Annotated in this window: 25 protein-coding genes; 15 read left to right on the top strand and 10 right to left on the bottom strand. The window is 65.7% G+C overall.

Annotated elements, in window-relative coordinates:
* The first annotated feature begins 78 nt into the window (after positions 1-78).
* Together lysA and QMG28_RS00475 are read left to right on the top strand one after the other, a co-directional pair.
* Complete coding sequence (lysA, locus tag QMG28_RS00470) at positions 79-1,344, top strand: diaminopimelate decarboxylase (protein ID WP_281840189.1); 1,266 nt, start codon at positions 79-81, stop codon at positions 1,342-1,344.
* Positions 1,345-1,683: 339 nt separating this feature from the next.
* Complete coding sequence (locus QMG28_RS00475; protein WP_281840190.1) at positions 1,684-4,209, top strand: TIGR02302 family protein; 2,526 nt, start codon at positions 1,684-1,686, stop codon at positions 4,207-4,209.
* Between the two features lie 30 nt (positions 4,210-4,239).
* On the opposite strand, the gene QMG28_RS00480 is transcribed toward QMG28_RS00475, so the two are convergent.
* Positions 4,240-5,130 (bottom strand): zinc-ribbon domain-containing protein, encoded by an 891-nt coding sequence (locus tag QMG28_RS00480; protein WP_281840191.1) that lies wholly within the window; start codon positions 5,128-5,130, stop codon positions 4,240-4,242.
* Positions 5,131-5,311: 181 nt separating this feature from the next.
* Between QMG28_RS00480 and QMG28_RS00485 the strand changes: the two genes are divergently transcribed.
* Genes QMG28_RS00485 through QMG28_RS00500 form a run of 4 tightly spaced genes read left to right on the top strand, consistent with a single transcriptional unit; the run spans position 5,312 to position 8,220 of the window.
* A complete protein-coding gene (locus tag QMG28_RS00485) occupies positions 5,312-5,983 on the top strand; it encodes a cell division ATP-binding protein FtsE (protein WP_281840192.1) in 672 nt (223 codons plus the stop codon).
* Positions 5,980-6,882: a cell division protein FtsX gene (locus QMG28_RS00490; protein ID WP_281840193.1), complete on the top strand. Its 903-nt coding sequence runs from the start codon at positions 5,980-5,982 to the stop codon at positions 6,880-6,882. The genes QMG28_RS00485 and QMG28_RS00490 overlap by 4 nt, the downstream gene beginning before the upstream one ends.
* A complete protein-coding gene (locus QMG28_RS00495; protein ID WP_281840194.1) occupies positions 6,882-7,628 on the top strand; it encodes a lysophospholipid acyltransferase family protein in 747 nt (248 codons plus the stop codon). The genes QMG28_RS00490 and QMG28_RS00495 overlap by 1 nt, the downstream gene beginning before the upstream one ends.
* Positions 7,615-8,220: a pyridoxamine 5'-phosphate oxidase family protein gene (locus QMG28_RS00500; RefSeq protein ID WP_281840195.1), complete on the top strand. Its 606-nt coding sequence runs from the start codon at positions 7,615-7,617 to the stop codon at positions 8,218-8,220. The genes QMG28_RS00495 and QMG28_RS00500 overlap by 14 nt, the downstream gene beginning before the upstream one ends.
* 26 nt (positions 8,221-8,246) lie before the next feature.
* Here QMG28_RS00500 and acpS read toward each other — a convergent pair whose 3' ends face one another.
* The 7 genes from acpS to QMG28_RS00535 form a co-directional block, all read right to left on the bottom strand.
* Positions 8,247-8,645 carry a holo-ACP synthase gene (gene acpS, locus QMG28_RS00505; protein ID WP_281840196.1) on the bottom strand — a complete coding sequence of 133 codons (399 nt, stop codon included), beginning with the start codon at positions 8,643-8,645 and terminating at the stop codon, positions 8,247-8,249.
* Positions 8,642-9,094: a hypothetical protein gene (locus tag QMG28_RS00510; protein ID WP_281840197.1), complete on the bottom strand. Its 453-nt coding sequence runs from the start codon at positions 9,092-9,094 to the stop codon at positions 8,642-8,644. Before QMG28_RS00510 ends, acpS begins: the two co-directional genes overlap by 4 nt.
* Positions 9,091-9,840 (bottom strand): pyridoxine 5'-phosphate synthase, encoded by a 750-nt coding sequence (locus tag QMG28_RS00515; protein ID WP_281840198.1) that lies wholly within the window; start codon positions 9,838-9,840, stop codon positions 9,091-9,093. Before QMG28_RS00515 ends, QMG28_RS00510 begins: the two co-directional genes overlap by 4 nt.
* Positions 9,837-10,517, bottom strand: a complete 681-nt coding sequence (locus QMG28_RS00520) for a DUF2062 domain-containing protein (protein WP_281840199.1) — start codon at positions 10,515-10,517, stop codon at positions 9,837-9,839. The genes QMG28_RS00515 and QMG28_RS00520 overlap by 4 nt, the downstream gene beginning before the upstream one ends.
* Positions 10,518-10,548: 31 nt before the next feature.
* Positions 10,549-12,690 (bottom strand): RelA/SpoT family protein, encoded by a 2,142-nt coding sequence (locus QMG28_RS00525; RefSeq protein ID WP_281840200.1) that lies wholly within the window; start codon positions 12,688-12,690, stop codon positions 10,549-10,551.
* A 10-nt stretch (positions 12,691-12,700) separates the two neighbouring features.
* Complete coding sequence (gene rpoZ / locus QMG28_RS00530; RefSeq protein ID WP_281840201.1) at positions 12,701-13,057, bottom strand: DNA-directed RNA polymerase subunit omega; 357 nt, start codon at positions 13,055-13,057, stop codon at positions 12,701-12,703.
* A gap of 144 nt (positions 13,058-13,201) precedes the next feature.
* A complete protein-coding gene (locus tag QMG28_RS00535; RefSeq protein WP_281840202.1) occupies positions 13,202-13,855 on the bottom strand; it encodes a peroxiredoxin in 654 nt (217 codons plus the stop codon).
* A 118-nt stretch (positions 13,856-13,973) separates the two neighbouring features.
* Here QMG28_RS00535 and QMG28_RS00540 point away from each other — a divergent pair, with 118 nt between their 5' ends.
* A complete protein-coding gene (locus QMG28_RS00540; protein ID WP_281840203.1) occupies positions 13,974-14,879 on the top strand; it encodes a hydrogen peroxide-inducible genes activator in 906 nt (301 codons plus the stop codon).
* On the opposite strand, the gene QMG28_RS00545 is transcribed toward QMG28_RS00540, so the two are convergent.
* Positions 14,876-15,379 (bottom strand): protein-tyrosine phosphatase family protein, encoded by a 504-nt coding sequence (locus tag QMG28_RS00545; protein WP_281840204.1) that lies wholly within the window; start codon positions 15,377-15,379, stop codon positions 14,876-14,878. The two genes, QMG28_RS00540 and QMG28_RS00545, sit on opposite strands and share 4 nt — an antisense overlap.
* Before the next feature lie 81 nt (positions 15,380-15,460).
* On the bottom strand, positions 15,461-16,384 hold the full coding sequence (cbbR, locus tag QMG28_RS00550; RefSeq protein WP_281840205.1) for a LysR family regulator CbbR: 924 nt from the start codon (positions 16,382-16,384) through the stop codon (positions 15,461-15,463).
* 105 nt (positions 16,385-16,489) lie between these two features.
* Here cbbR and QMG28_RS00555 point away from each other — a divergent pair, with 105 nt between their 5' ends.
* The 8 genes from QMG28_RS00555 (at position 16,490) to QMG28_RS00590 (ending at position 25,705) form a co-directional block, all read left to right on the top strand.
* Entirely contained in the window at positions 16,490-17,500 is a 1,011-nt protein-coding gene (locus QMG28_RS00555) for a class 1 fructose-bisphosphatase (protein ID WP_281840206.1), read from the top strand.
* Between the two features lie 9 nt (positions 17,501-17,509).
* Positions 17,510-18,382 carry a phosphoribulokinase gene (locus tag QMG28_RS00560; protein ID WP_281840207.1) on the top strand — a complete coding sequence of 291 codons (873 nt, stop codon included), beginning with the start codon at positions 17,510-17,512 and terminating at the stop codon, positions 18,380-18,382.
* 11 nt (positions 18,383-18,393) lie between these two features.
* The gene (gene tkt, locus QMG28_RS00565; protein ID WP_281840208.1) at positions 18,394-20,385 is read left to right on the top strand and encodes a transketolase; all 1,992 of its coding nucleotides are present in this window, start codon (positions 18,394-18,396) and stop codon (positions 20,383-20,385) included.
* Positions 20,386-20,401: 16 nt separating this feature from the next.
* Complete coding sequence (gap, locus tag QMG28_RS00570; protein WP_281840209.1) at positions 20,402-21,403, top strand: type I glyceraldehyde-3-phosphate dehydrogenase; 1,002 nt, start codon at positions 20,402-20,404, stop codon at positions 21,401-21,403.
* A gap of 72 nt (positions 21,404-21,475) precedes the next feature.
* Positions 21,476-22,525: a class II fructose-bisphosphate aldolase gene (gene fba / locus QMG28_RS00575; RefSeq protein ID WP_281840210.1), complete on the top strand. Its 1,050-nt coding sequence runs from the start codon at positions 21,476-21,478 to the stop codon at positions 22,523-22,525.
* An 86-nt stretch (positions 22,526-22,611) separates the two neighbouring features.
* A complete protein-coding gene (locus QMG28_RS00580) occupies positions 22,612-23,994 on the top strand; it encodes a ribulose-bisphosphate carboxylase (protein ID WP_281840211.1) in 1,383 nt (460 codons plus the stop codon).
* A gap of 84 nt (positions 23,995-24,078) precedes the next feature.
* Positions 24,079-24,780, top strand: a complete 702-nt coding sequence (gene rpe / locus QMG28_RS00585) for a ribulose-phosphate 3-epimerase (RefSeq protein WP_281840212.1) — start codon at positions 24,079-24,081, stop codon at positions 24,778-24,780.
* A 4-nt stretch (positions 24,781-24,784) separates the two neighbouring features.
* Positions 24,785-25,705, top strand: a complete 921-nt coding sequence (locus tag QMG28_RS00590) for an MBL fold metallo-hydrolase (protein ID WP_281840213.1) — start codon at positions 24,785-24,787, stop codon at positions 25,703-25,705.
* The last annotated feature ends 8 nt before the right edge of the window (positions 25,706-25,713 follow it).

Raw genomic sequence — 25,713 nt, forward strand, 5'->3', positions numbered from 1 at the left:
CGGCGGCCAGGCCGCGAAACCGTTCGTTGCATGGCCCTGCACCTGTGCTATGACGCGCCGACCCGAAGGAAACCCGCCATGGACCATTTCGACTACCGCAACGGCATCCTCCACGCCGAAGACGTGGCGATCCCCGAGATCGCCGCCGCCGTCGGCACGCCGTTCTACGTCTATTCCGCCGCCACGCTGCGCCGCCACTTCCAGGTGTTCGACGAGGCGCTGGCGGGCATGGACCACCTCGTCTGCTACGCGATGAAGGCCAATTCGAACCTCGCCGTGGTCACGCTCATGGCCGATATGGGTGCCGGCATGGACGTGGTCTCGGGCGGTGAATACATGCGCGCGAAGGCGGCGGGCGTGCCGGGCGACAGGATCGTGTTTTCCGGCGTCGGCAAGACCCGCGAAGAGATGCGGCTCGCACTCACCGGCGGCATCCGCCAGTTCAACCTCGAAAGCGAGCCGGAGATGCACGCGCTGTCGCAAGTGGCCGACGCCCTGGGCGTAACCGCCCCCGTCACCCTCCGCGTCAACCCGGACGTGGACGCGAAGACACATGCCAAGATCGCCACCGGCAAATCGGAGAACAAGTTCGGCATCCCGATCGCCAGGGCCCGCGCCGTCTATGCCGAAGCCGCGGCGCTGCCCGGGCTCGACGTGGTCGGGATCGACGTGCATATCGGCTCGCAGCTCACCGACCTCGCCCCCTATCGCGCGGCTTACGAGAAGGTGGCCGAGCTGACCCGCCAGTTGCGCGAAGACGGGCACGATATCCGCCGGCTCGACCTTGGCGGCGGCCTCGGCATTCCCTACGAACGCTCGAACGCCGCGCCGCCCCTGCCGGTGGATTACGGCCATGTGGTGCGTGAAACGGTGGGCGATCTCGGCTGCGAGATCGAGATCGAGCCGGGCCGCCTGATCGCGGGCAATGCCGGGCTGATGGTCGCCTCGGTGATCTATCTCAAGCACGGCGAGGGCCGCGACTTCCTCATCGTCGACGCGGCGATGAACGATCTCGTCCGCCCGGCGATGTACGAGGCGCATCACGATATCGTGCCGGTCAACGAAGCCGCGCCGGGCGCCGAGCAGACCCCCTACGATATTGTCGGCCCGGTCTGCGAATCGGGCGACACCTTCGCCAGGCAGCGCAACCTGCCCGGCCTTGCACCGGACGATCTGATCGCCTTCCGCTCGGCTGGCGCCTATGGCGCGGTGATGTCGTCGGAATACAATTCCCGCCCGCTGATCCCGGAGGTGCTGGTGGATGGCGACCGCTTTGCGGTGATCCGCCATCGGCCGAGCTACGAAGAGATGCTCGCACGCGACACGGTGCCGGACTGGCTCTGAGAGCGTCGACGGCGCCCGGGGCCAACGACGGCGCAGAGATCGTAAACGGAACGTTAACGGCTGCGGGAATGCCGCCCAAACCAGCTATCAATATATTGTAATAAAACAAATTTATGGAAATCCGGATATCCAGTTCTCCGGATAACCGGATATCCGGTTCCAGCGCGGCTCCACGTCCAACACAAGCCGCCCACCGCGCCGCCTTGCTCGCTGAGAGCCACGCGCCCGGCGATGCGCGCCCCGCCGCCGCACATCCCCGATCACGCCCCCGTGCTTTGATGCGCTCCGCAACACGGCTATGCTCAGCCTGGACCCCGGCGCACGGGGCGCGGAGATGCGATGACCAACGAGCTTCCAGGCGATGCCGTCAAGCGGCTGTCCCGTCCCCTGCGGCTGACGCTGGCGGGGATGGTGGCGGAGCGTGCCGCGCAGGCGTTCTGGCCGCTGCTCACCACGATCATGGCCGCCGCCGCTCTGGTCATTTCCGGCGTGCTGGCGCTCTGGCCCGGCTGGCTCGGGCAGGTGCTGATCGTCGCGCTGGCGCTGGCGGGGCTTGTCTCCTTCGTGCTGGGCATCCGGCGGTTCCGCCCGGTGCGGCGTGGCGAGGCGCTGGCCCGGCTCGACGCCACCCTGCCCGGCAACCCGATCGCGGCGCTCACCGATACGCAGGCGATCGGTGCCGACGATCCCGCGTCGCAGGCCGTCTGGCTCACGCACCGCCGCCGCATGGCCGAGCGGCTGGCGGGGCTCAGGCCCCTGCCCCCTTCCCCCGGCCTGCCCCGGCGCGATCCCTACGCGCTGCGCCTGATCGCGGGCACGGCGCTTGCCGCCGCGCTCCTCTTCGGCGCGGGCACCCGGAAGGGCGACCTGGCCGCGCTGATGCCCGGCACCGCCGAGGCCGCCATTGCCGAGGCGAGCTGGGAGGGCTGGATCGAGGCGCCCTCCTATACCGGCAAGCCCACGCTCTATCTGTCCGACCAGCCGCCCGGCGCGCTGGCCGTGCCCATCGGCAGCCGGGTCACCCTGCGCCTCTACGGCAAGCTCGGCGCGCTGGAGGTGACCGAGACCTTTTCCGGCGAAACCCCGGACGAACCGACGCCGACCCGCGCCTTCAAGATCGCGGGCGACGGCACGCTCAGCATCGGCGATACGACCTGGAACATCGCCGCGATCCCGGACGAACACCCGCGCATCCAGCCTTCGGGCGACCTCACCCGGACACTCGCGGGCGAGATGCGCCTGCCCTTCACCGCGCGCGACGATTACGGCGTCTCCGCCGGGCAGGCCGCGATCGAGATCGACCTGCCCCGGGTCGACCGGCGCCATGGCCTCACCGCCGAGCCGGAGCCGCGCGCGGCGGTGGTGGTCGACCTGCCGATGCCCTATCGCGGCGACCGGCGCGAGGTGGAAGAGCTGTTTGTCGAGAACCTCGCCGAACATCCCTGGGCCGGGCTGCCGGTGACCGTGACCTTCAGCGCAACCGACGCCGCCGGCCAATCGGGCGACAGCGCGCCGGTCGAGATCGTTCTGCCCGGTCGGCGCTTCCTGCATCCGCTCGCCCGCGCCATCGTCGAGCAGCGGCGCGATATTCTGTGGACGACGGACAATGCCCGCCGCTCCGCGCGCATCCTGCGCGCCATCTCGAACCGGCCCGAGGGGCTGTTTCCCAAGCAGGTGCAATATCTCAAGGTTCGCACCGCCGTCGGCACGCTGGAAGAGCCGGACCTCACCGCCGAGGCACGCGATGCGGTGGCGCAGGCGCTTTGGGAGATCGCTGTCGAGATCGAAGACGGCGCGCTGGCCGATGCGCTGGAGCGGCTGCGCCGGGCGCAGGAGCGGCTGTCGGAGGCGATGCGCCAGGGCGCGACGCCCGAAGAGCTGCGTGAGCTTATGGACGAGTACCGTCAGGCGATGCAGGACTATATGCGCCAGCTCGGCCAGCAGGAGCCGCAGAACCGCACCGACGAGCCCGACGATGGCCAGAACCGCATGGAGATGACCCAGCAGGATCTTCAGGCGATGATGGACCGCATCCAGGAATTGATGGAGCAGGGCCGCATGGAAGAGGCCCAGCAATTGCTCGACCAGCTCCAGCAGATGATGGAAAACATGGAGATGACCGAGGGCGCCTCGGGCCAGCAAGGCGGCTCGCAGGGCGAACAGGCGATGGAGGGCCTTGCCGAGACCCTGCGCGAGCAGCAGGGCCTGTCGGACGAAGCCTTCCGCAATCTCCAGCAGCAGCTCAATCCCGGCGGACAGGGCGGTGAACCCGGCGAAAATACCGGCCGCCAGGGGGGCCAGGGCGATCAGGGGCAGGGCGAGACCCAAGGCGAGGGCGGTGAACAGGGCGAGAGCGGCCAGCAGGGCGGCGACCTTGCCGGGCGCCAGCGCATGCTGGAAGACGAACTGGCCCGCCAGCGCGGCAACCTGCCCGGCGCGGGCACGCCGGAGGGCGACGCGGCGCGCGACGCGCTGGATGAAGCAGGCCGGGCGATGGGCGAAGCCGCCGATGCTCTGGAGGAAGGCGACATACCCGGCGCGCTCGACCGGCAGGCCGATGCGATGGAGAGCCTGCGCGAAGGGATGCGCAACCTCGAAGACCAGATGCGGCGCGAGGCGCAATCGGGCCAGCAGGGCGATCAGGGCCGCCTTGCCGGGCAGCCCGGCGACCGCGAGCGCGCCGACCCGCTCGGGCGCAATCCCGGCGGCAGCGGCACCACCGCCACCGACAGCCCGCTGGAAGACCGCGAAGACGTCTACCGCCGGGCACAGGAACTGATGGACGAATTGCGCCGCCGTTCCGGCGAGGCCGACCGGCCCGAGCTGGAACGGGATTACCTCAAACGGCTGCTGGATCTGTTCTGAGATAGCGCCACAGGGGAGTGGCGCGCGGGGCTATTCGGCGCCTGCCGCGCTCTCGATTTTCGAGATGAGGCCGCGCAGCGTTTCGTCAAGCCAGCCGCGCATCTGGTTCACCCCGTCCACATAGGCCGTCAGCGCCGGTTCCAGCGCCGGCACCTGCACCGCGAGCCGCGGCGCGACGATGTAGAGCGTCATCAGCAGGATGGCGATGACCAGCACCAGCGTGAAGGCGCGGCCAAACCCGCGCGACGCTTTCGCCTCGACGGCCCCGCCAACGCCATGGCTCTCGCCCGGTTCGTGACGATCGAGCGTCGAGTTGATTTCCTCGATGTCGGGAAAGAGATCGCGGCCATGCGGCGCGCGCGTCTCCTCCTCGCTGTCCGGCTCGGCATGGGCGTCGAAATCGGGCTCGGGCAGATCGTCCTCGTCCATGCCCCGCATCCGGGCCATGCGCTCGCGCGCGATCCGGCGGCGTTCTTCGTCGGGCGAGGGGCCGCTTTCGAGCCCGAGATCGGGCTGGGTCTCGACCTGTTCGGGCTCATGCCCGGTCTCGCCGGCCCGCGCATCCATCTCGCGCTGCGCCTCTTCCTGCAGGATAGAGCGCACGCCTTCGTCGATCTCGCGCGGTTTCGGCGCTTCGGCGGGGTGCGCAGGTTCGGCGGGCTCTTCGGGTTCTTCCGGCGCGTCTTCGGCGCCCGCTTCTTCCGGTTCGGGCTCTGCCGCTTGGGGTTCGTCCGCCGGTTCCTCGGCGTTCAACTGGTCTTCGAGCACCGCATCGTCGACGTCGACATCCTCGTCGCGGTCGGCGGGCATCTGGTACCAGGCATGGCCGCAGGAGGAGCATTGCACATCACGCCCGCCTTCGGGGATGACGCGATCGTCCACCTCGTATTGCGCACCGCAATTCGGACAAACCAGTCGCATCCTGACTTCTGCTCCTCAGATCCCTTGGCGCAGGCACGCGCACCGATGCATCGGCGATCATGCTGCGCGGCGACAGTATGCTCACGGAAGGACGGGAAATCAAACCTTTGCAATCCTGCGATTGAAACAATTCGCGCACTGGGGCAAAACAGTCGCCAACAGACAGGTAAGGGGCGCAGGTGTGATCGAGTTCGAAGACGTGACCTACGGCTATGGCGGCGCACCGCTTCTGGCCGACGTGTCTCTCAGGCTCGCCCCCGGCTCGTTTCACTTCCTCACCGGCCCCTCCGGCGCGGGCAAGACCACCCTGCTCAAGCTCTGCTATGGCGAATTGATCGCCTCGCAGGGACGGGTGACGCTGTTTGGGCAGGATGCCCGCACGATGACGCGCGACGACGTGGCGATGATGCGCCGCCGGATCGGCGTGGTGCATCAGGACCAGCAGTTTCTCGACCATCTGAGCGTGGTCGAAAACCTCTCTCTGCCGCTCACCGTTTCGGGCCGCACCACCCCGCAGGGCGACCTTGAAGAGCTGATCCGCTGGGTCGGGCTGGAAAATCAGGCGCAGGCGCATCCGCCGGAGCTTTCGGGCGGCGAACGGCAGCGCGCGGCACTGGCGCGGGCGATTGTCATGAGCCCCGAGGTGATCCTGGCCGACGAGCCCACCGGCAATGTCGATTGGGAGATGTCGCTGAGGCTGCTCAAGCTGATGGTCGAGCTTAACAAGATGGGCAAGACGATCATGATCGCCACCCATGACCTCAACCTGATCCGCTCGGCCAAGCAGCAGGTGCAGGCGCGGGTTTTGCGCATTTCCAACCACCGGCTGCAACTGGCGGGGGCGGATCTGTGAACCGGCTATCGGGCCTTCTGCAACTCATCACCGGCGACGCCCAGGCCGACCGGGTGGTGCCGCCCACCGGCTTCACCGCGCGGCTTACCCTGTTCGCTTCGGCGGCGATGGCCTTTCTCACCGTCTTCGCGCTCGCCCTGTCGCTCGCTACCGGGCGGCTGGCGGAAAACTGGAGCTCGGCGCTGGCGCATAGCTCGACAATCCGCGTCTCGGCCCCGGAAGGGCAGGTGGAGGCGCAGGTGCTCGCCGTCATGGACGTGCTTGAGACCACGCCCGGCATCGCCGATGCCCGCGTGCTCACCGACGACGAACAGCGCCGTTTGCTGGAGCCGTGGTTCGGCCCCGATCTGCCGCTCGACACGCTGCCGGTGCCGCGCCTCATCGAAGTGACCGAAACCGCCGAGGGCTACGACGCGGCGGGGCTGCGCGCCCGGCTCGCGGGCGAAGCGCCCGGCGCGGTGCTCGACGATCATACCCGCTGGCGCGAACCGCTGGTGCGCGCCGCCGACCGGCTGCGTATGCTCGGGCTGGTCTCGATCCTGCTGATCGCCGCCACCACCGCCGTGATGATCACCCTCGCCGCCTCCGCCGCGTTGGCCGCCAATGCGCAGGTGATCCGGGTGCTCCGCCTTGTGGGCGCGCGCGATGCCTATATCGCCCGCGCCTTCGTGCGCCGCTACACGCTGCGCGCGCTCACCGGCGCGGCGGTGGGCACCGCGCTCGGCATGGTCGCGATCCTGCTCCTGCCGAAAGCCGATGCCACCGGCACATTCCTGACTGGCCTCGGCTTTCAGGGGCCCGGCTGGCTCTGGCCGCTGACCATCCCGCCGCTGGCCGCCGTGGTGGCCTTTGCCGCCACCCGCCGCGCGGCCTTCGCCACATTGAGGGAGCGAAGCTGATGAAAGACGCGATCCAGTGGGTCCGCTCGCTCATTTTCATCGTCGCGATGTATCTGGCGATGGCGGTGATCGCGACGGTGATGTTTCCCTTCGCGGTGTTCAGCCGGGCCTGGGCCTTTCGCATCGTCCACGCCTATACCTATGTCGTGCGCTGGCTCGCGGCCGTTCTGGTGGGGCTGAAGAGCGAGATCCGCGGTCCCGTGCCCGAGGGCGAGGTGATCATCGCCTCCAAGCACCAGAGCTTCTTCGATATCATCCTGATCGTCTCGGCGGTGCCCCGCCCGAAGTTCATCATGAAAAAGCAGCTCGTCCGGGCGCCCTTCGTCGGCTTCTACGCCAAACAGATCGGCTGCATCCCGGTCGACCGGGGCAAGCGCGGCACGGCGATCAAGCAAATGGTGGCCGATGTGAAGGCCGGCCAGGCCAATCCCGGACAGCTCATCATCTTTCCGCAGGGCACCCGCGTGGCTGCCGGGGCAACGAAACCCTACAAGATCGGCACCGGCGTGCTCTATACGGAAACCGGCCAGCCAGTCGTGCCCGCCGCGACCAATGTGGGCGTGTTCTGGAAACGCCACGGGATCATGCGCTACCCGGGCAAAGCGGTGGTGGAATTCCTGCCGGCGATTCAGCCGGGCATCGCGATTGACGCCTTCATGACGCAACTGGAAGAGGCGGTGGAGACGCGATCCAACCAGCTCATGCAGGAAGCCGGATTCACCGGCTCGCCCGATGACCAGGATTGACACGATCGAAGCGCTCGACGCGCTTTACGGCCAACCCGGCGAAGCGGCGCGGGTAAAGGTCACCTCCCGCCTCATCCCCGCCTATCGGGCCTGGATCGAACGCAGCCGGTTTTGCGTGATCTCGACCGTCGGCCCCGAGGGCACCGATGGCAGCCCGCGCGGCGATGCCGGGCCGGTGGCGCGCGTGCAGGACGATCGCACCCTGCTTATCCCCGACTGGCGTGGCAACAACCGGATCGACACGCTGCGCAACATCGTGCGCGACGGGCGGATTTCGCTGATGTTTCTGGTGGCGGGCTCGACCACGGCGATGCGGGTGAACGGCACCGCAACGGTCTCTGCCGACCCGGCACTGCTCGACAGGTTCGAGCAGAACGGCAAGCATCCGCGCTCGGTGATCGTGGTGCACATTGCCGAGGTCTATTCGCAATGCGCCCGCGCAGTGATGCGCGCGGGGCTCTGGACCGATGGCGACCAGTCGGAGGGCCTGCCCAGCGTGGGCGACATGCTGCGCGAGGCGACATCGGGCGCCTTCGACGGCGCAAGCTACGACAAGGACTGGCCCGCCCGCGCCAAGACAAGCATGTGGTGAGCGCCGTTCCGGCGTTTGTCCGCCCGTCAGACCGGCCGCGCCTCGATCACCACGAAAGCCTGCGCCCATGGGTGATCGTCGGTGAGCGTCACATGCACCAGCGCCTCGTGGCCCTCCGGCGTCATCTCGCGCAGCCGCTCCGCCGCCCAGCCGGTGAGATGCATCACCGGCTGGCCGCTGCGGAGATTGGTCACCGCCATATCCTTCCACGAAATTCCCATCCGAAGCCCGGTGCCCAGCGCCTTGGAGCAAGCTTCCTTGGCCGCCCAGCGCTTGGCATAGGTGCCCGCCGTATCGGCGCGGCGCTCGGCCTTGGCCTGCTCGATCTCGGTGAACACGCGGTTGCGAAACCGGTCGCCGTGGCGCTCCAGCACCCCGGCGATCCGGTCGATATTCGCGAGATCTGTGCCGATGCCAAGGATCACTCCGCGGGCGTCTCCACCGGCGTATCCAGACGGCTCAGGATGTCGCCCGACGCCTGGTTGAGCGAGAAGGTCAGGACCGACGGCTGCGTCGTATCCGTGGCGGCATCGTAGAGCCGCACCGGCACGGTAAAGATCAGGCCGGTATTCGGATCGTATCCCGTTTGCAGCGCCGCGAAATCAATGCCCGCAAAACTGCCAATGGTCATGCATTGGGGCCAGTCGTCTTCGTCATAGGGCGGCGAGATCACGACAAGCCGGTAGGGCACCGCCACCGGGTCGCGCATGTCGATGATCGCGAGCCGCACACCGACGTTGGCAAGGCTGGCGATGTGATCTTCCCAGGGCTCGGCGATGAACCGCATATCGGCGCGCCAATCGCACTCTTCGACGGTTTGCGCCGCAGCGGGCAGGGTGCCGGCGAGAAATACCGCGGCTAGAATTTTCTTCATGAACGGACCTCATTCATAAGGCGTCGCATTTCCAAAATTGACCCTTCGAGTCCCCGGAATATTGCCTCGCCAATCAGAAAATGGCCAATGTTCAATTCCAACACCTCGGGAAAGGCGGCGACCGGCTGCACGGTATCGTAGGTCAGACCGTGCCCCGCATGCACCTCCAGCCCCAGCCTGTGCGCCAGTGCAGCCCCTCGGGCCAGCCGCGCCAGCTCGGCATCGCGCGCGGCAAAGTCACCGGCATAGTGGAAGTCGCAATAGGCCCCGGTATGAAGCTCGACCACCGCCGCGCCGATCCGCGCCGACGCCTCGATCTGTTCCGGCTCGTGGCCGATGAACAGGCTCACCCGGATGCCCGCCTCGCGCAGCGGCGCGATGAAATCGCCCAGCCGGTTTTCCTGCCGCGCCACTTCCAGCCCGCCCTCGGTGGTCACCTCCTGCCGCTTCTCCGGCACGATGCAGACCGCATGCGGACGATGGCGCAGCGCGATCTTCTGCATTTCGTCAGTCGCCGCCATTTCGAGGTTCAGCGGCAGGTCCAGCGCCTCCATCAGCCGGTCGATATCCTCGTCCGAGATATGGCGGCGGTCTTCGCGCAGATGCGCGGTGATCCCGTCCGCCCCGGCCTTCTGCGCCAGTTCGGCGGCGCGCACCGGATCGGGATAGGCCGAACCGCGCGCGTTGCGCACCGTGGCGACGTGGTCGATGTTCACGCCCAATCTCAGCTTGCCCAGCGGCTTCATCTGACTTCTCCCTTGCCGTTCCCCTCGCTCCGGGCCGCCGCTGCCGCAGCTTCCGCCCGGATCGCCTGTTCCGCCATGCGCTTTTCATACCGCTTTTTCAAGCGCTTGATACGCGCCTTCTGGTAGGCGGTGATAACGGGGTTGGCGAGGCCATAGGCGATCATCGCGGCGCCCAGCCCCGGCATCAGCCCGCCCACCGTGTAGGGCAGAAAAACCCGGTGGAAGAGCCGCTGGATGCCGCCCCATTCGGCGTGGCGCGGGGTGAAGATGGCAAGAAAGTTGTTCCACAGATCCCAGAGCGCATGGCCCACCGCCTCGACCACCTGCGGCAGATGCATATCCATCGGCATCCCGAGAAAGCGCGACCCGAGGTCGAGGCTGAGCTCGGCGATGAACGGGAATGTAAGCGGGTTGCCGACAAAGGTCGCCAGCAGCGCCGCCAGGATATTGCCGCGGATGACCCAGGCGATCAGGACGGCGGTGACAAAATGCAGCCCGAAAAACGGGGTGAAGCAGACGAACACCCCGGCGGCGATCCCGCGCGAGATGCGGTGAGCCGGGTCGGGCAGCCGCCTTATGCGGTGAATCACATAGCGCGCCGCGCGGTACCACCCACCGCGGGGGTAGAAGAATTCGAGCACAGCCCTTGCCCATGTGCGCGGGTTTCGCTTGAACACCTGTCAATCCCCTTGCAGGCGGCGGTTGCGGTCAGGGTGCGCGAGCCAGATCCCGGTGGCGGCGTATTTCGGCCACGTCGCTGTCGGCTTCGAGCACAAGCATCACGGCGTGAAGGTGCTCAATGTCTCGCAGATCCACGTCGATAATAAGGCGATAATAGTCCGGTTTGCGGTCAATGAACCGCAGGTCCGAGATATTCGCCTTCTGCTCGCCGATCAACGTGCAAATCCGCCCCAGCACGCCGGCATCATTGGCGATCACCACGTCGAGGCTTACCGTATGCACCGCGGCATGCTGGCCCGAATGCCATTGCACATCGACCCAACGGCTTGATTCTTCAGCCAGTTCTTCAAGCGCGTGGCAGTCGATCGCATGCACCATCACGCCCTTGCCGCGGTAGCTGATGCCCACGATCCGCTCGCCGGGCACCGGCTGGCAGCATTCGGCACGCTGGAAGGTCTGGCCCGGATCGAGGCCGACGACGGCGCGCCTGGCGTCGATCTCACCGCCTTCCTTCGCCGTCGGGTACAGCGTGGCCACCACGTCGCGCGCCGCAAGCTCCGCCGAACCGAGCTGGGCCAGAAGCTCATCGGTATTGACCAGGCCAAGCTGCTTGGCCGCAGTTTCCAGCGCCTTATCGGTGGCACGCCGCCCGACATGTTCGAACGCCACCCGCGCCAGTTCGCGCCCGAGCTTGATGAAGCGCTCGCGGTCTTCCTCGCGCAGCCGCCGCCGGATCGCCGCCTTGGCGCGGCCCGTCACCACGATATCCAGCCAGGTCGCCTGCGGGCTCTGCCCCTCGGCGGTGATGATCTCGACCGACTGGCCGTTCTTGATCCGGGTCCAGAGCGGCACGCGAATACCGTCGACCTTGGCGCCGACGCAGCTATCGCCGATCCGCGTGTGGATCGCATAGGCGAAGTCGAGCGGCGTGCCGCCACGCGGCAGCTTCACCACCTCGCCCTTGGGCGTGAAGCAGAACACCTGGTCGGTGTACATTTCGAGCTTCACATGTTCGAGGAAGTCGTCGTAATCGTCCGAGTTCTCAAACCGTTCGGTGAGCGCGGCCAGCCATTTCGCGGGATCGACGGCAAAGGGGTTCTCGGCCCGCACCCCATCGCGGTACGACCAGTGCGCGGCCACGCCCGCCTCGGCCACCTCGTGCATCTCGCGGGTGCGGATCTGCACCTCCACCCGCTTGCCGTCGCGCCCCGACACGGTGGTGTGGATCGAGCGATAGCCGTTCGATTTCGGCTGCGAGATGTAATCCTTGAACCGGCCAGGCACCGAGCGCCAGCGCTGGTGGATCACCCCGAGCACGCCGTAGCAATCCATCTCGCTATGGGTAATGACCCGAAAACCGTAGGTGTCGGACAGCCGCGAGAAGGGCTGATCCTTTTCCTGCATCTTGCGCCAGATCGAATAGGGCTTCTTGGCCCGGCCGAACACATCGGCACTGATCCCGGCACGGTCGAGCTCCTTGCGGATGTCGGAGGTGATCTTGTTGATCACGTCGCCCGATTCGCGCTGCAACCGGATGAAGCGGCGGATGATCGAGGCGCGCGCTTCGGGGTTCAGCACGTGAAAGGCGAGGTCTTCCAGCTCCTCGCGCATCCATTGCATCCCCATACGGCCCGCGAGGGGCGCATAGATGTCCATCGTTTCGCGGCTTTTCTGCACCTGCTTTTCGGGGCGCATATGCTTGATCGTCCGCATGTTGTGCAGACGGTCGGCGAGCTTGACGAGGATCACCCGCAGATCCTTCGACATCGCCATGAACAGCTTGCGGAAATTTTCCGCCTGCTTCGTCTCGGTCGAGGACAGTTGCAGGTTGGTGAGCTTGGTCACCCCGTCAACCAGCTCCGCCACGTCGCGCCCGAACCGCTTTTCGACCTCGGTGAAGGTCGATTTCGTATCTTCGATCGTGTCGTGCAGAAGCGCGGTGATGATCGTGGCGTCATCCAGCCGCTGCTCGGCGAGAATATGCGCCACCGCGACGGGATGGGAGAAATAGGGTTCGCCCGACTGGCGAGACTGCCCCTCATGCATCGCCATCCCGTAGGCGAATGCCTCGCGGATCAGCTTATCGTTCGACTTCGGGTTATAGGCGCGAACCTGGGCGACAAGCTCTTCGGGATCGAGTTCGGCGAGTGTCGCAACCTGTCCGGGCAAGGCTTTGTCCTTAGCCCTGACCCTGAGCTTCCATCAGCGCCCGCAGGAGGTTTTCCTCGGTCATGTCGTCCTCGACGGGCTTGTCGGCCGCCTCGGCGCCCATGAGCAGCGCCATCTGGTCTTCTTCCGGCTCGTCGACTTCGATCTGGGTCTGCTGGCTTTCGATCATCCGCTCGGTGAGATCGTCCGCCGTCTGGGTTTCGTCGGCGATTTCGCGCAGCGCCACGACCGGGTTCTTGTCGTTGTCGCGGTCCACGGTGATCGGCGCACCGGCCGAGATTTCGCGCGCACGGTGGGCGGCGAGCATCACCAGGTCGAACCGGTTCGGAACCTTGTCAACGCAATCTTCAACCGTCACGCGGGCCATGGGTCACTCCAATCAGGGATATCGGGCGTTCGAGCGGGCTATGTATGCGCAGAATCTCTTATTGACAAGGGAAATCGCAGTAAATGCCCCGTGAAATGGCAGCGGCGGGGCCTTGTCGGGCCCCGCCTTTGCGAAAGTCTGGCCTCAGATCGCCCTGGTGGCGAAGTACCAGTCGGTCACCTCGACGCCCTCGCCGGCATCGGCCATGCGGGCATCGGCAGCCGCGTCGGTGGCCGGCGGCGGGACAATCACGCGCTCGCCCGGCACCCAGTTTTCCGGCATCGCGCATTTGTGCTCGTCGGCGGTCTGGAGCGCCACCACAAGGCGGTGGATTTCGTCCACCGAGCGGCCCGCATTCATCGGGTAATAGACCATCGCGCGCAGCACGCCCTCGGGGTCGATGATGAAGGTCGCGCGGACAGCCGCCGTATCGGAGGCGCCGGGCTGGATCATGCCATAGGCATTGGCCACCTTCATGTTGAGGTCGGCGATGATCGGGAACTTGATCTCGACGTTCCACTTTTCCTTGATGTTACGCGCCCAGGCGATGTGCGAGTGCACCGAGTCGATCGACAGGCCGATCAGCTCCACACCCATCGCCTTGAACTCGTCCTGCTTCCGGGCGAAGCCGATGAATTCGGTGGTGCAGACGGGCGTGAAATCAGCCGGGTGCGAGAACAGGATGAGCCACTTGCCCTTGTAGTCGCCGAGCGACTTCTGGCCATGGGTCGTGGGCGCGTCAAAGGCCGGGGCGGGCCGGTTCAGTTGCGGGCCGGCGATGATGGTTTCTTCGGTCATTGTATCTCTCCTTTGATGTCTTGGTGAAAGCGTGTCGCCTTCGATGAGACTGAGATAGGAGATGGACTTAGATTGTTGAAACGAATAAAACCAACTTAAGTAATCGAGAAAAACGATCATGATCCTTCCCACCCTGCGCCAGCTCCGCTTTCTCACCGCTCTGGCCGACGAGCTGCATTTCGGCCGCGCCGCCGACCGCTGCCTGGTGACGCAATCCACGCTCTCGACCGGGCTGAAAGAGCTTGAGGCGATCCTTGGCGCGCCTGTTGCCGAACGCACCAAACGCTCGGTGATGCTCACCCCGCTCGGTGCGGAACTGGCCGAGCGGGCGCGCGGGGTGCTCACCGATGTGGGTGAAATGGTGGAGCTTGCCCGGCGCGAGGCGGGCATTCTGCGCGGGCCGCTCCGGCTCGGTTCGATCCCCACTATCGGGCCGTTTCTGTTCCCCCGCCTGATGCCCCGGCTGAAACGCGATTACCCCGAGCTTACGCTTTATCTGCGCGAGGAACTCACCGAGGGCCTGATCGACGGACTGCGCGCCGGGCGGCTTGACGTGATCCTGATCGCCCTCCCCTTCGATATCGGCGATCTCGCGTCGGACTCGCTGTTCATGGACGGCTACCAGCTGGCCTCCGAGCGCGGCCACCCGCTCGCGGGCAGCACGCCGGTGCATGGCGCCGATCTCGACGAAGAAACGCTGCTGCTGCTCGAACGCGGCCATTGCCTGCAGCGCCACGCGCTCGCCGCTTTCCCCGACAGCCACGCGCGGCAGGACGAAAGCTTTGCCGCCACCTCGCTGGCCACACTGATCGCCATGGTGGAGGAAGGCATCGGCATCACCCTGCTGCCACAACTGGTGATCGACGCCGGTGCAACGCGCAACGCCAATATTGCGTTGACGCCGCTGGAAGGCGCCTGGCCGCGCGAGGTGATCCTGGCCTGGCGGAAGTCGTCGGCACGGGCGGAGGATTTCAAGGTGCTCGCGCATATCCTGCGCGAAGAGCGGGCGCGGCTGGCAGGCTAGCCGCGCAGCCTGCCCCACATCGGCTGCGCCGCCCAGGCGAGTTGTTCATCCGTCTCGATGGCACAGGGGCGCACATCCCGCAGCCGCGCCAGCGCCGGATCGGCCAGTTCGCCCGCTTCGACCATCAGCCGCAACACCGCCATGCCCGACCGCCCACAGCCGCCGAAGCAATGGGCGAGTACCTTTCCGCCGACCCCAAGCACGGCCAGCGCGGCAGCGGAAGCCTCGGGCCAACCCTGTGTGAGCGCCGGGCTGCCAGCACCGAGATCGGCCACCGGCAGGTGCCGCCAATCCACACCGGCCCGGCCGAGATCCGACCCGAGCGCCGACGCGCCGACCGCCGCGAGTTCCGCAACCGTGGTCATGGTAAGGACGAGACCGGGGCGCCAGTCGAGGATCGCCGCCAGATCGCCCGCATAATCGCCGCCCCGTCCGGGGATCGGGCAAAGCCCAAGCTCTCCACCCGCGACGGGAAGCGATGCGATCTGAAATCCCTGCATGACGATCCTCCATGCTCCGGCCAATCCCGCCCGGGACTTTGCCAATCCGTAGCGCGCGCCCCGTGCACGGCAAGCCCTACCTCACAATTGCGGCAGAAAGCTCCCCTTCATGCCCGAAATATGCGTGCGGATACGCCGCGCGGCGGGCGAGAGCGGCACATCGGCCCGGGCAAGCAGATACCAGGCGCGCTCGATCGGCAGGCCGGGCATATCGAGCGTCACCAGCCGTCCGCCATGCAGTTCTTCAACCACCGTGTGCTGCGAGATCAGCGCGATCCCCAGCCCGGCCATCACGGCCTGCTTGATCGTCTCGTTCGAGCTCATCGTCGTCATGTCGTAAATCCGGCCCTCGCCGATCCGGTCGAGAAACCGGGTCATCAGGATACGGGTGCCCGATCCTTCTTCGCGGGCGATGAAGGTTTCGTCGATCAGGTCTTCCGGGTCGATCCTGTCGCGCTTTGCAAGCCAGTGGTCGGGCGGCGCGATCAGCACATGCGGATGCGGCCCGACCGGCTCGGAGTGATTGATCGGAAAGCGCGGCGGGCGGCCCATGATGGCAAGCTGCACCTGCCGGCTTTCCAGCGCCGCGACCGTCTGCTCGCGGTTGCCGACAACGAGCTCCACCTTGATCTCGGGAAAGACCTGCTTGAGCGTCGCCACGAGCCGCGGCGCGAAATATTTGCCGGTCGAGACCACGCCAAGCTGCACCAGCCCCGCGCGCCCGTCGCGCAGTTCCGCGACCGAGCGCATACAGGCATCAAGCTCCACCTCGACACGCCGAATCGTCTCCAGCACCAGAGCGCCCTCATCGGTGATCTCCATTTTCCCCGAAGGCCCGCGCCGCAGCATTTCGGCGCCCATATTGGCAGCCAGTTGTTTGAGCTGCGTATGCACCGCCGGGGGTGTGAGACGAATTGCCTCAGCCGCCCGGGTGATCGACCCGTGCTGCGCCACGGCGCTAAGTGCCCGCAATTGCTTGAGAGTTATTGCATCTGGCCGGAGCATATTAAAAATCTCTTCATGAGTCTTTCTACTTATTAAATTCTATAAACAGCAACAGCATGGCACAGCAAGGGCGTTCCGGTGTGGAGACCGGACTTGGGAGGAAACATGAGCACCACGGATGTCATTGACGACACGTCGCACATCCCGGCCGAATTGTTGCCGGTGATGGAGGCGTTGGCCCTCGTGGGCCGCAGCCTGTGCCGCACGATCAAACGGGGGCCGCTTGGCGGCTCGCTTGGCGCGGGGGTTGGCGAAAACCTTGGCGGCGACCAGCAGAAGGCGCTCGACGTGATGGCAGATGACGCCTTTGCCGAAGAGCTGAAAAGCACCGCCGTGCGCTATTATGCATCGGAAGAGCAGGACGATGTCGTCGAGCTGAACCCCGATGGCCGTTTCGCGCTGGCCATCGACCCGCTCGACGGATCGTCCAACATCGACGTGAACGTCTCCATCGGCACCATCTTCTCGATCTTCGAGGCCAAGAATGGCGATCCCGATGGATCGTTTCTGCGCCCCGCCGACGAGCAGCTTGCCGGCGGCTACATCATCTACGGGCCGCAGACCTATATCGTGGTGACCTTTGGCAACGGCGTGCAAAGCTACATCTACGACCCCGATACCAATGCCTGGAAACTGGTCGAGACCGCGCACAAGGTGCCGCCGCAGGCCAGCGAATTTGCGATCAACGCCTCCAACTACCGGCACTGGAGCCCGGCGATCCGCGCCTATATCGACGATATGCTCGCCGGCGAAACCGGCCCGCATGAGCGCAACTTCAACATGCGCTGGGTGGCCTCGCTGGTGGCCGAAACGCACCGGATCATGTCGCGCGGCGGCATCTTTCTCTACCCGGGCGACGAGCGGAAGGGCTATGAGCGCGGCCGTTTGCGGATGGTCTACGAATGCGCGCCCATCGCCTTTCTGATCGAACAGGCGGGCGGCAAGGCCACGGACGGGCATGACCGGATCATGACCCAGCAGGCCCGTGAGCTGCACGCCCGCACACCCTTCGTCTTCGGATCGGCCGAGAAGGTGGCGCGCGTCGCCGCCTACCAGGATCTGCCCACCGACGAAGTGAACGCCCTTTTCGGAAATCGCGGCCTGTTCCGCGCCTGAGGAAATATCATGAGCAAGAAACACCCCATCATCTCGGTCACGGGCTCCTCGGGGGCCGGCACCTCGACCGTCAAAGGCACGTTCGACCAGATCTTCCGCCGCGAGGGCATCAAGGCGGTGTCGATCGAGGGCGATGCCTTCCACAAGTTCAACCGCGCCGACATGAAGGCCGAGCTGGAACGCCATTATGCCGCCGGCGATCACGGGTTTTCGCATTTCAGCTACGAGGCCAACGAATTGGCCGAGCTGGAGCGCGTGTTCCGCGAATACGGCGAAACGGGCAAGGGCAAGACCCGGCATTACGTCCATGACGATAACGAAGCCGAAAAGTACGGCGTGCCGCCGGGCCATTTCACCGAATGGGCGGATTTCGAGGACGGGTCTGACGTGCTCTTCTATGAGGGCCTGCACGGCGCCGTGGTGAACGACGAGGTGGACCTGCCGAAATATGCCGATCTCAAGATCGGCGTGGTGCCGGTGATCAACCTTGAATGGATCCAGAAGATCCACCGTGACAAGGCCCAGCGCGGCTATTCGACCGAAGCGGTGACGGATGTGATCCTGCGCCGGATGCACGCCTATGTGCATTGCATTACGCCCCAGTTCACCGAGACCGACATCAACTTCCAGCGCGTGCCGGTGGTCGATACCTCGAACCCGTTCATCGCCCGCTGGATTCCCACCGCCGATGAAAGCCTCGTGGTGATCCGGTTCAAGAACCCCCGCGGCATCGACTTCCCCTATCTCACCAGCATGATCGAAGGCAGCTGGATGAGCCGGGCGAACTCGATCGTCATCCCGGGCGGCAAGATGGACCTGGCCATGCAGCTCATCTTCACCCCGATGATCGAGCGCCTCGTCTCGACCTCGAAGCGCGTTTGAGGAGCAGCGCGATGAACGTTCAAGCGACGATTGACACCAGCACCGAAGACATGATGGCGAACGCGATCCGGGCACTGGCGATGGATGCGGTGCAGGCCGCCAATTCCGGCCATCCCGGCGCGCCGATGGGCGTGGCCGACATTGCCACGGTGCTTTTCAACCGGTTCATGAAGATCGACCCCTCGGCCGACAAATGGCCCGACCGCGACCGCTTCGTGATGAGCGCGGGCCACGGTTCGATGCTGGTCTATGCGCTCAACCACATGCTCGGCTACGACGACATGGGGATGGAGCAGATCCGCAATTTCCGCCAACTCGGCTACCGCACCGCCGGCCACCCGGAATACGGCCATGCCAAGGGGATCGAAACCACCACCGGCCCGCTCGGCCAGGGCATCACCGCCGCCGTGGGCATGGCGCTGGCCGAACGCATGGCCAATGCCCGCTACGGCGACGATCTGGTGGACCATTACACTTACGTAATCGCCGGCGATGGCTGCCTGATGGAAGGCATTTCGCACGAGGCCATCGACTTTGCCGGGCACCACAAGCTGGGCCGGCTGATCGTGATGTGGGACGACAACAAGATCACCATCGACGGCGATACCGATGTGTCGACCTCGACGAGCCAGCAGGCCCGGTTCGAGGCGGCGGGCTGGCATGTGCAGTCGGTCGACGGGCACGACAAGGAAGCCATCGCAGCCGCTATCGCGGCCGCACGCGGCGTGACCGACAAACCGTCGATGATCGCCTGCCGCACCATCATCGGGTTCGGCGCGCCCAACAAGCAGGGCAGCCACGATGTGCACGGCGCGCCGCTCGGGGCCGACGAAATCGCCGCCGCCCGCGAGACGCTGGGCTGGAGCCATCCCGCCTTCGAGGTGCCGCAGGAGGTTTATGACGCCTTCCACGCCGTCGCCGCCCGTGGCCGCGCCGCCCGGCTTGAGTGGGAGAAGCGCCTGGCCGGCCATCCGAAACAGGACCGGTTCGAAAGCGATCAGGCCAATCCCGACGCCCGCGCGCTCGACGCCGCGATCAACGCCTACAAGGCCCGGCTCTCGGCGGATGCCCCCAAGGTCGCAACCCGCAAGGCGAGCGAAATGGCGCTGGAGATCGTCAACGGCACGCTGCCCAATACCGTGGGCGGCTCGGCCGACCTCACCGGCTCCAACCTCACGTTCACCAAGGGGATGAAGGACGTAACCGGCAGCGACTATTCCGGCAATTACGTGCGCTTCGGCGTGCGCGAGCATGGCATGGCGGCGATCATGAACGGGATCGCGCTGCACGGGGGCTTCATCCCCTACGGCGGCACCTTCCTCGTGTTTGCCGACTACATGCGCGGCGCGATGCGGCTTTCGGCGCTGATGGGGCTCAGGGTGGTCTATGTGCTCACCCACGACTCGATTGGCCTCGGCGAAGACGGGCCGACTCACCAGCCGGTGGAAACGCTGGCCAGCCTGCGCGCCATCCCCAACATGCGGGTGTTCCGCCCGGCGGATGCGGTGGAAACCGCCGAAGCCTGGCAGGCCGCGCTGGAGATGGACGGCACCCCCAGCGTGCTCTCGCTCTCGCGGCAGGGCCTGCCGACCGTGCGCACCAAGCACACCGACACCAATATGACCGCCAGGGGCGCCTATGTGCTGCGTGAGGCGCCGGGAGTCCGCGATGTGACGCTGATCGCCACCGGCTCCGAGGTGGAGATTGCGCTCGCCGCCGCCGACAAGCTGGCCGAGGCCGGTGTGAAGGTGGCGGTGGTCTCTGCCCCCTGCTTCGAAGCCTTCGCCGAACAACCCGACGCCTACCGCGAGACGGTGCTCGGCAGTGCGCCGCGCATCGGCGTCGAGGCGGCGATCCGCCAGAGCTGGGGCGGGCTGCTGCGCCCGGACGACGCCTTTGTCGGCATGACCGGCTTCGGCGCCTCTGCCCCGGCGGGCGCGCTTTACGAACATTTCGGCATCACGGCGGAGGCCGTCATGGCCGCCGCAAAGACCCTTATCTGACGACCCAGGAGGAAACATGACCGTCAAGGTAGCAATCAACGGCTTTGGCCGTATCGGCCGCAACGTGCTGCGCGCCATCGTCGAATCGGGCCGCACCGACATTGAAGTGGTCGCGATCAACGATCTCGGGCCGGTGGAAACCAATGCCCACCTCATCCGATATGACTCGGTGCACGGCAAGTTCCCCGGCACCGTGACGGTGGATGGCGATACAATCGACGTGGGCCGTGGCCCGATCAAGGTGACCGCGATCCGCGATCCGAAAGAGCTGCCCTGGGGCGATGTCGATATCGCGATGGAATGCACCGGCATCTTCACCGCCCGCGACAAGGCCGCCTTCCACCTCGAAAACGGCTCCAAGCGCGTGCTGGTCTCGGCCCCGGCCTCGGGCGCCGACAAGACCATCGTTTACGGCGTCAACCATGACACGCTGACCAGGGACGATCTCGTCGTCTCCAACGCGTCGTGCACCACCAACTGCCTCTCGCCGGTGGCGAAGGTTCTGCAGGATACAGTAGGCATCACCCGTGGTTTCATGACCACCATTCACTCCTATACCGGCGACCAGCCGACGCTGGACACGATGCACTCGGACCTCTACCGCGCCCGTGCCGCCGCGATGTCGATGATCCCGACCTCGACAGGTGCGGCCAAGGCTGTGGGCCTCGTGCTGCCGGAACTCAACGGCAAGCTCGACGGGGTGGCGATCCGGGTGCCCACCCCGAACGTCTCGGTCGTCGACCTCACCTTCGAGGCGAGCCGCGCCACCAGTGTGGACGAGATCAACGACGCGATCCGCAAGGCCGCCGATGGCCCGCTGAAAGGCATCCTCGGCTATACCGATCTGCCCAACGTCTCCATCGACTTCAACCACGACCCGCATTCGTCAACCTTCCACATGGACCAGACCAAGGTGATGGACGGCACCTTCGTCCGCATCCTGAGCTGGTACGACAATGAATGGGGCTTCTCCAACCGCATGGCCGACACCGCCGTCGCCATGGGCAAGCTGATCTGAGCGCAGGACGCCGCGAACCGGACCCCCGGTTCGCGGACCGATTTGTGCCTGAAACACCAAGGATAGAGACACATGGCTCTTATTTCGCTGCGTCAATTGCTGGATCACGCCGCCGAGAACGATTACGGCGTGCCGGCCTTCAACATCAACAACATGGAACAGGGCCTTGCGATCATGAACGCGGCCCGGAAGGTTGACTCTCCGGTCATCCTCCAGGCCTCGCGCGGCGCCCGCTCCTATGCCGGCGACATCATGCTGCGCCACATGATCCAGGCGCTGACCGAGATGTATCCCGACATCCCCATCGTCATGCACCAGGACCACGGCAACAGCGAGGCCACCTGCATCTCGGCGATCAAGCACGGCTTCACCTCGGTGATGATGGATGGCTCGCTCAAGGCCGACATGAAAACGCCCGCCGACTGGGATTACAACGTCGACATCACCCGCCGCGTGGCGGAGATGGCGCATTGGGTTGGCGCATCGGTCGAGGGGGAGCTGGGCGTGCTCGGCTCGCTCGAAACCGGCGAGGCGGCGAAGGAGGATGGATCGGGCGCCGAAGGCAAGCTCAGCCATGACCAGCTTCTGACCGACCCGGACGAGGCGCTGGAATTCGTCAAGCTGACCAAGGTGGATGCGCTTGCCATCGCCTGCGGCACCTCGCACGGCGCCTACAAGTTCTCGTCGAAGCCCACCGGCGACACGCTGGCGATCAGCCAGATCGAGGCGATCCACGCCAAGATTCCGAACGTGCACCTCGTCATGCACGGCTCGTCCTCGGTGCCGCAATATCTGCAAGACCTGATCAACGAGTTCGGCGGCGAGATGCCGCAGACCTATGGCGTGCCGGTCGAAGAGATCGAGCGCGGCATCAAGTCGGGCGTGCGCAAGGTGAACATCGACACCGATAACCGGATGGCCCTGACCGGCCAGTTCCGCAAGGTGGCGACGGAGAAGCCCAAAGAGTTCGACCCGCGCAAGTTCATGATCCCGGCGATGGAGGAAATGGAGAAGCTCTGCCTCGACCGGTTCGAGCGCTTCGGCACCGCCGGCAACGCCTCGAAGATCAAACCCATCGACCTCGACGACATGGCCAAACGCTACGCCGACGGCTCGCTCTGAACCTTTCCGCGCGCCCGGCCCCGCCCGGGCGCGCGCTCTCTGACCCGAGAGTAAATCGCGCGAACGACCCTCTCTGGAGAAACGCTATGGATCAATCCAACCGCTACGCCCGCCTCGATCTGAACGAAGCCGACCTGATCGCCGGCGGCCGCCACGTGCTCGTGGCCTATATCATGAAGCCGAAAGCCGGTTACGGCTATCTCGAAACCGCCGCCCACTTCGCTGCCGAAAGTTCGACCGGCACCAATGTGGAAGTGTCCACCACCGACGATTTCACCCGTGGCGTCGATGCGCTGGTCTACGAGATCGACCCCGACAAGGAAGAGATGAAGATCGCCTATCCGATCGAGCTCTTCGACCGCAATATCATCGACGGCCGGGCCATGCTCGCCTCGTTCCTCACCCTCGCCATCGGCAACAATCAGGGCATGGGCGATGTCGAATATGCCAAGATGTATGATTTCTGGCTGCCGCCCGCCTATCTGCGCCTGTTCGATGGCCCCTCGATGAATATCGAAGACATGTGGCGCGTGCTCGAACGCCCGATGCAGAACGGCGGCATGGTCGTCGGCACGATCATCAAGCCGAAACTCGGCCTGCGCCCGCAGCCCTTCGCGGATGCCTGCTACGAGTTCTGGCTGGGCGGCGACTTCATCAAGAACGACGAGCCGCAGGGCAACCAGGTGTTTGCGCCGCTGAAGGAAACCATCGCGCTCGTCGCCGACGCAATGAAGCGCGCGCAGGACGAGACCGGCGAGGCCAAGCTGTTCTCGGCCAATATCACCGCCGACGACCACTACGAGATGCTGGCGCGTGGCGAATACATCCTCGAAACCTTCGCGGAGAATGCCGATCACGTCGCCTTCCTCGTCGATGGTTATGTGGCCGGCCCCGCCGCCGTGACCACCGCCCGCCGCGCCTTCCCGGGCCAGTTCCTGCATTACCACCGGGCGGGGCACGGTGCGGTGACCAGCCCGCAGGCCAAGCGCGGCTACACCGCCTTCGTGCATTGCAAGATGTCGCGCCTCTCGGGCGCTTCGGGTATCCACACCGGCACGATGGGCTATGGCAAGATGGAAGGCGAAGCCGACGACAAGAACATCGCCTACATGCTGGAACGCGACTCGGCGGACGGCCCCTATTACCACCAGGAATGGCAGGGCATGAAGGCCACCACCCCGATCATCTCGGGCGGCATGAACGCGCTGCGCCTGCCGGGCTTCTTCACCAACCTGGGTCATTCCAACGTGATCCAGACCTCGGGCGGCGGCGCCTTCGGCCATGTCGATGGCGGCACCGCCGGGGCAAAATCGCTGCGTCAGGCGCATGATGCCTGGATGGCTGGGGCGAACCTCGTGGACTACGCCAAGGAGCACAAGGAACTGGCCCGCGCCTTCCTGAGCTTCGAAAAGGATGCCGACGCGCTCTATCCGGGCTGGCGCGACGCGCTCGCCAGCGCCGTGGCGTGATGACAATCGCCTGCCCGGGAGGCTATACCCCGGGCAGGCACCATCGCCGGGCCACGTGCCCGATTTGAGATTTGGGAGAGAACCATGCCCTTTGACCGTTCCATCAAGATCGCGCCGTCGATCCTGTCGGCCGATTTCGCCAATTTCGGCCAGGAGATCCGGGCCATCGAAGCGCAGGGCGCCGACTGGGTGCATGTGGATGTGATGGACGGGCATTTCGTGCCCAACCTCACCTTCGGCCCGCCCGCCGTGAAAGCCTTTCGCCCGCATGTGAAAACCTTCATGGACGTGCACCTGATGATCGCCCCGGTCGATCCCTATATCGAGGCCTATGCCGAGGCAGGCGCCGACATGATCGTTGCGCATTGGGAGGCCGGCCCGCACCCGCACCGCACCCTGCAGGCGATCAAGGCAACCGGCGCGAAATGCGGCATCAGCCTCAACCCCGGCACTCCGGCAAACGTGATCTCCGAACTGCTCGACCTCGTCGACATGGTGCTGGTGATGAGCGTGAACCCCGGTTTCGGCGGCCAGAAGTTCATCCCCTCCTCGATCAACAAGGTGCGCCAGGTGCGCGAGATGATCGGCGACCGCGAGATCCACATCCAGGTGGATGGCGGCGTGGACCCGACCACGGTCGGCCCGCTGGTGGCCGCCGGGGCCGATTGCTTCGTCGCCGGTTCGGCGGTGTTCAAGGGCGGCTCGGTCGACAACCCCGAAATCTACGGCCAGAACATCCGCGCGATCCGCGAAGCGGCGGAAGGTGCGCTGAAGAGCGCGGCCTGACGCCATGCGGATCACGCGCCGCACATTGCTTTCGGGGGCCGCGGCGGGCATCGCCACCGCGGCCTTCCGCCCGCACGCAGCCTGGGCGGAGACGCACTTCACGCTGGGCGGGATGGAGGTGACCACCCTCAGCGACGGCTATCTCACCCAGCCCGCCGATTTCATGTTCGCCCCGATGCCGCAGGATGAGCTTGCCGCCTATCTCGCCAGCCAGGGCATGGAGCGCGACGCGCCGCTCACACCGCCCTGCAATGTGACACTGGTGCGCCACGAAAACCGGGTAATCCTGTTCGATGCCGGGTCCGGCACCGGTTTCATGGACTCGGTTGGCGCTCTGCCCGATGCGCTCGCGGCGCTCGGCGTCGATCCCGGCGATATCACCCACGTGGTCTTCACCCACGGCCATGCCGACCATCTCTGGGGCGTGATCGACGATTTCGACGAGCCGTTCTTTTTCAACGCCGCGCATCTGATGGGCCGGGTCGAGTTCGATTATTGGAACGATCCGGCCACGATAGACACGATTTCCGAAGACCGCGTGCCGATGGCCGCCGGGGCAAAGCGGCGGCTCGATCTCGTCGGCGAGCACTTCACGCTGTTCGAGGACGGCGCCGAGGTGCTGCCCGGCGTGATCGCACAGGCCACCTTCGGCCATTCTCCCGGCCATATGAGCTTTGCGCTGGCCGATGGCGGGCAGGCCGCGATGGTGGTGGGCGACGCGATCCTCAACGATCACACCGCCTTCGCGCACCCGGACTGGCCGATCGGCGCCGACAGCGACCTTGAGGCAGCCGCCCGCATGCGCGCGGGCCTGCTCGACCAGCTCGCCGCCGAGGCGATGCCGATGATCGGCTTTCATCTGCCCAATGGCGGTGTCGGCCATGTCGACCGTTTCGAGGGGGCCTTCCGCTTCGTCCCCGCCTGACCCAAACG

The sequence above is a fragment of the Sinisalibacter aestuarii genome (assembly GCF_027923545.1).
Classification (GTDB): Bacteria; Pseudomonadota; Alphaproteobacteria; order Rhodobacterales; family Rhodobacteraceae; genus Sinisalibacter; species Sinisalibacter aestuarii.

Excerpts from the sequence above, each read along its gene's own strand:
- lysA (WP_281840189.1), top strand. The coding sequence starts at position 79 with ATGGACCATTTCGACTACCGCAACGGCATCCTCCACGCCGAAGACGTG.
- QMG28_RS00475 (WP_281840190.1), top strand. The coding sequence starts at position 1,684 with ATGACCAACGAGCTTCCAGGCGATGCCGTCAAGCGGCTGTCCCGTCCC.
- QMG28_RS00480 (WP_281840191.1), bottom strand. The coding sequence starts at position 5,130 with ATGCGACTGGTTTGTCCGAATTGCGGTGCGCAATACGAGGTGGACGAT.
- QMG28_RS00495 (WP_281840194.1), top strand. The coding sequence starts at position 6,882 with ATGAAAGACGCGATCCAGTGGGTCCGCTCGCTCATTTTCATCGTCGCG.
- QMG28_RS00500 (WP_281840195.1), top strand. The coding sequence starts at position 7,615 with ATGACCAGGATTGACACGATCGAAGCGCTCGACGCGCTTTACGGCCAA.
- QMG28_RS00510 (WP_281840197.1), bottom strand. The coding sequence starts at position 9,094 with ATGAAGAAAATTCTAGCCGCGGTATTTCTCGCCGGCACCCTGCCCGCT.
- QMG28_RS00515 (WP_281840198.1), bottom strand. The coding sequence starts at position 9,840 with ATGAAGCCGCTGGGCAAGCTGAGATTGGGCGTGAACATCGACCACGTC.
- rpoZ (WP_281840201.1), bottom strand. The coding sequence starts at position 13,057 with ATGGCCCGCGTGACGGTTGAAGATTGCGTTGACAAGGTTCCGAACCGG.
- QMG28_RS00535 (WP_281840202.1), bottom strand. The coding sequence starts at position 13,855 with ATGACCGAAGAAACCATCATCGCCGGCCCGCAACTGAACCGGCCCGCC.
- QMG28_RS00540 (WP_281840203.1), top strand. The coding sequence starts at position 13,974 with ATGATCCTTCCCACCCTGCGCCAGCTCCGCTTTCTCACCGCTCTGGCC.
- QMG28_RS00545 (WP_281840204.1), bottom strand. The coding sequence starts at position 15,379 with ATGCAGGGATTTCAGATCGCATCGCTTCCCGTCGCGGGTGGAGAGCTT.
- cbbR (WP_281840205.1), bottom strand. The coding sequence starts at position 16,384 with ATGCTCCGGCCAGATGCAATAACTCTCAAGCAATTGCGGGCACTTAGC.
- QMG28_RS00555 (WP_281840206.1), top strand. The coding sequence starts at position 16,490 with ATGAGCACCACGGATGTCATTGACGACACGTCGCACATCCCGGCCGAA.
- QMG28_RS00560 (WP_281840207.1), top strand. The coding sequence starts at position 17,510 with ATGAGCAAGAAACACCCCATCATCTCGGTCACGGGCTCCTCGGGGGCC.
- tkt (WP_281840208.1), top strand. The coding sequence starts at position 18,394 with ATGAACGTTCAAGCGACGATTGACACCAGCACCGAAGACATGATGGCG.
- gap (WP_281840209.1), top strand. The coding sequence starts at position 20,402 with ATGACCGTCAAGGTAGCAATCAACGGCTTTGGCCGTATCGGCCGCAAC.
- fba (WP_281840210.1), top strand. The coding sequence starts at position 21,476 with ATGGCTCTTATTTCGCTGCGTCAATTGCTGGATCACGCCGCCGAGAAC.
- QMG28_RS00580 (WP_281840211.1), top strand. The coding sequence starts at position 22,612 with ATGGATCAATCCAACCGCTACGCCCGCCTCGATCTGAACGAAGCCGAC.
- rpe (WP_281840212.1), top strand. The coding sequence starts at position 24,079 with ATGCCCTTTGACCGTTCCATCAAGATCGCGCCGTCGATCCTGTCGGCC.
- QMG28_RS00590 (WP_281840213.1), top strand. The coding sequence starts at position 24,785 with ATGCGGATCACGCGCCGCACATTGCTTTCGGGGGCCGCGGCGGGCATC.